Below are 4,823 nucleotides of genomic sequence, written 5' to 3' on the forward strand. Positions count from 1 at the left end.
CAAAAAGGCACAGGAATTCGGTTATATCTTAGTTCAACAGGAATAACTAATGGGAAGTTTCTTAGAAGTATGAAGAGAAAACAATATCAACCGCTACCAGTGAAAAGGGTATACATACCCAAAGCCGGGAGCAAAGAGAAGCGCGGTCTCGGAATACCATCAACGGAAGATAAGTTGGTACAGGTAATGCTAAAGAAGATATTAGAAAATATTTATGAAGCAAACTTTATGGACAGCTCGTATGGATTTCGACCAGGAAGAAATTGTCATCAGGCGATAAACGCTCTAGATAAAGCAGTTATGCACAAACCAATTAACTATATTGTAGAAGTGGATATCAAGAAGTTCTTTGATAATGTTCAACATAAATGGCTAATGAATTGTCTAAGGGAACGAATAGCTGACCCAAATTTATTGTGGTTAATAAAACGATTTCTAAAGGCAGGAATAGTCGAAGTTGGATGTTATAAAGCAACCGATCAAGGCACACCACAAGGTGGTATAGTAAGCCCTGTATTAGCTAATATATACTTACACTATGTGCTGGACTTATGGTTTGAAAAGAAATTTAAGCCAAAAGCCAGAGGATATTTACAGCTAATAAGGTTTTGCGACGATTTTGTAGTTGGCTGCGAGAGGGAAGAAGACGCAAAAGAATTTCTAGAATTACTGAAACAAAGACTAAGTAAATTTGGGTTGGAAATAGCTGAAAATAAAACAAAAATAGTAAAGTTTGGTAAGAAAGAATGGTATCAAGCAGAAAGAGAGAAACGTAGGACGGCTAGCTTCAACTTTCTAGGATTTACACATTATTGTGGAAAAAGTCGTAATGGTAAACTTATGATGAAGCAGAAAACTTCAAAAATAAGCCTAGCCAGAAAGATTAAAGAAATCAAAGAATGGTTGAAGATGGTACGAAGTCGTATCTGTCTCAAAGATTGGTGGCAGAAACTTAAAGCCAAACTAACAGGACACTATAGCTACTTCGGAGTTAGCGGAAATTATCGGTGTTTGATTCAATTCTATCGACCGGTAACAAAGTTAGCATTTAAGTGGATAAACCGACGTAGTCAAAAGAAAAGTATGGATTGGGAACAATTTATACACTATTTAAAAGTAAATCCATTACCAAAACCAAAGGTATATGTTTCTTTATACACAGGAGCACTAGTGTGAACGCTGTATTGTGGAGCCGTGTGCGGGAAATCCGCAAGCACGGTTCTTTTGGGGAGACTATGGTTATGAGACCAAATCGCTGGTTTCAAGGTCATGAGTCTCTACCAGCCCCCCTCCCTTCAGAAAGCCCTATATCTCTGCTTTTTTTGACTACTACAAAAGAAGCTTTTCTGTTGGAGACGTAAATAAACTTTGCTCTTTGTCTCCATTTTAAGCAGCAATCAAATTTCACGAGCTTCTGTCTCTTCTTCTATGGCAGTAACTTCAAACTTTTTTCCTTTAGCTTCATCTACAATTTGCTGATAAAGATTGTTTCATCACTGAGAGTTTTGCAATCAATTGCTCAGAGGTTTGCAATAAAAGTTGTTGTATTCTCATATAGTCTCCATTAACCCCTTATACTCACCACAAGTTGTTCAATCTTTTTTGAAAAATTTTCTTTGCAACCAACAAAAAAACATGATAGACTAGCTTTAGGGTTTTTTGTAATAAATAAAAATTTGAGATAAAAAATAATTTAGAAATGCCTCATAATCGATTTTTAAGCTACCTTACATGAGCAACTTAGGTCTTGGTGGTATAATTGTACCCTGAAGTCGTAGAATCGTTTTAAAACCGCATTAGCAGACCAACGTTTATTTGAGTTTTATCAGCATAAAAAAAAGATGAGAGTAAGAGCCTTTTAAAAACGCACTAATTGTATTTTTCATTAAATGTAAATATCTTAATAATATTTTGTGGCAGCCTTTCTGGACTTCTTTCTTTTTGCTATTTAAGTTATTGTACTTTATTTGTATTTTACTATTATTTTATATTATCTATTATTTTATATTATCTATTATTATTTATTACTATTATATATATATAATATATAAGGGTTTTAGGAACGCAGAATCCGCTATACTGGCTGACTTCAGACACATAATAACTAGGAACACTTTTAGGAATAGAGGGCAAAAGGTTAGGATTCAAGCGATCTTTAGCTTCCTAGTTTCTCATTACTTATTTAGTAACCAAGGAATCAGGAATATAATTCAACCATTTGATGTCTTATCCCTTTTTAATTGAAATCATAACTTATAATAGGGTTGTGGCTCCGAAGTTAGATTGAGTAGATGGTAGATGGTAGATTGAATAGAGAAAATAGGGCAACTCTAAAATATTTAAAGAGCCACCCATAAAGAAAGACTGATCCTAACATTAAATTTTGCCTATAGCTAAAATCTTCAGCTCCAAGAGTGAACTTTCCTATACCACAAGCAAATGGTCCAGTTGGAATGTCAAGCCACTTATCCTCTTTTGCACCTGTAGACATTCCTTTAACTAACTGCTTTGCTTGTAAAAGTTCCTGAACTATACGCTCTAGTCGATCTCTTCCCATACTGTGGAAAATCTCAGGTAGCCTATGCCGTTGTTTATATACTCCTGTGCTTCCTGTGTGAGTAAATGGGTGTCCTGCAACAGCAGATCGTGTAATTGCATCAGTAAGACATATTTTAAGGTCTTTTTCACTAGCATTTTTAACTGTTAGTTGTATTGTTATATCTTCTAGTAGCCCTGTTTCCTGATTTCTTAGGTAAGTTCTTACAGTGCGATCAGCTAAACCATTGGCCTTCACAACTGCCCCATGAAACAAAGCATTCTGTCTTGGTGTTTCTCCTACTGCCTTAAAGATTTCTAGCCTAGCTGTATTTTCTATTGGCCAAAAAGCGTATGAGCATCTAACACCATTAACAAGAGCAGAGGTACCTCTAATTGCATCGCGTGCTTGTTCAGCAGTTAATATTGGTTTTTCTCCTTTTGGCTTTCTCATGTGATGAGCAGTAATTATCGAAGCTCCAGTACTACATGCTAAATCAGATAATAAGCACATTAGATAATCCCCTACAGCAGGATCAGCATTTATATCTGCATGGATAAATGAAGCAAGTGGATCAAATACTATCAATTTCAGATCTTTAATTTCCTCGAGCTGTTTCATTACGGATTCGAATTCAGGAGAAACTTCGACGATTTTACCACGAACATTTCTGAGTATTGTAAGTGATCCTCTGACGTTTGGCAGTGGTACAATAAATAATTTATCTTTATGTTTCAACCTTTCACACTTAGGGTCGAGTCGTTCTAAGCGGCGGTGTATCTCACTTGCATCATCTTCTGCTGAAAAAATCACTACTGATCCATGTTCAGTAACAAGTGAACCAAAGCCACACATCTGATCCTTATCACTTGCAACCTTAAGCGCTAGGTCAAGAAGAAGCATACCTTTGCCTGTATCTCCCATTGCTGCTATTATTGAAGTAACACCTAAAGGAAATAGACCTTCAACAAGAAACTTTTGCTCTGGTACCGGACCTACAAAGCGCTCTGCACTCCAATCTAAAATGTTAAGTGGCTGTTTTGTGGATCTTTCTAAACTTTTCATATTTGAAGTATCAGTAGCTGGAGTATCAATAGTAAGCAACGGAGTTGAAGCTAAAAACTCTTTGACATCTATACCTTCCTCTACACAATCAGCAGCATCCCATTTCTCAGGCTTACCTCGAGGAATTTCAAGCACAGCAAGTGATGCAACTCCGATCTCTAAAAGCTTTTTTTCAGCATTTTTTGCGTATTTATTACCTGCTTCATCATTATCTGGCCAAATGATAATATGCTTACCTTTAAGTGGTGACCAGTCTGTTTTATCAATTGGTGCGTTTGCTCCAGACATTGCTGTTGTTGCTGTGATACCTTGTTCTATCAGCGCTTCTGCACATTTTTCCCCTTCAACCAGAACAACTTTATCAGACTTTAAAATACTTGGTATGTTATAGAGAGGTCTTACTTTTGGCGCACCATACCGAGATTGTTTAACATCAAAAGGCTTATATTGCTTTTTTCCTTTAGGAGGATCAGAACGATAAATTTTTACAATGACCTGACCATTTTCATCATAATAATTCCAACTGTGGGTAATAAATTTCTCGAAGTCTTCGTCAGCCTTTGCGCATTTCTTGTTATATCCAAGACATTCACTTATAGAGGCCATCACTTCACAAAAGTCTCTCTTTGTATCTTTTCCCTGTGCACCTGCCCAAATATCAAGAACATCACCTTTCTGCCCAGTTGCAAAATCCTGCCAGAGTCCGGCTTTTCCACCAGTTAATGCTACTCTGAGGCTTTGTCCTTTGTTACCATGCACATCACCTATTCGGAATTCATCTCCATGAAAAGTTCCCCTTGGGAATAAATAAGAAAGGCATGATCTTATGTTTAATAATAGTTGTCTTTTTATTTCTTCTACATCAAATTGCTCTAATGGTTCTACAGTATTATTAAAATCATAATATTCATCATTTAAAGTATTTTTTTGTTTGACATCAGTTAAAAAATCTTGTACCATAAGTTGGAACTCCTTTTAAGATTAAGCGTTTGAAAGGTTTTTGAGTAAGGCTGTTTTGATTGGGGTCTTACTCTTTCATTATGTAAGTAAAAACTACGGTGGGGGTTCTCTTGGCAAAGCTTGAAAAATATATTAACAAGTAAAGGAAGTCAGTTCAGGTGAAAAGTGAGGTTTTAGTATCTTCTTTCTTTTAAGGAAAAATACTCTATTATAATTCTACTACATTTTACTCACCATGTCAACCACTTAGTTTTTATTCTGT

At 36.0% G+C, this 4,823-nt stretch carries 2 protein-coding genes; one reads left to right on the forward strand and one right to left on the reverse strand.

Features of this window, described 5'->3' with window-relative positions; genetic code table 11:
* Positions 1-1,176, forward strand: a 1,176-nt coding sequence (gene ltrA, locus OZD62_RS02300; RefSeq protein ID WP_275019346.1) for a group II intron reverse transcriptase/maturase, incomplete at its 5' end; no start/stop codon positions are given.
* 1,102 nt (positions 1,177-2,278) lie between these two features.
* Here ltrA and OZD62_RS02305 read toward each other — a convergent pair.
* Entirely contained in the window at positions 2,279-4,561 is a 2,283-nt protein-coding gene (locus tag OZD62_RS02305) for an AAA family ATPase (RefSeq protein ID WP_275019350.1), read from the reverse strand.
* Between the last annotated feature and the right edge of the window lie 262 nt (positions 4,562-4,823).

The sequence above is a fragment of the Wolbachia endosymbiont of Drosophila seguyi genome, from assembly GCF_028981765.1.
In the GTDB taxonomy this organism is placed as follows: Bacteria; Pseudomonadota; Alphaproteobacteria; order Rickettsiales; family Anaplasmataceae; genus Wolbachia; species Wolbachia pipientis.

Excerpts from the sequence above, each read along its gene's own strand:
- OZD62_RS02305 (WP_275019350.1), bottom strand. The coding sequence starts at position 4,561 with ATGGTACAAGATTTTTTAACTGATGTCAAACAAAAAAATACTTTAAAT.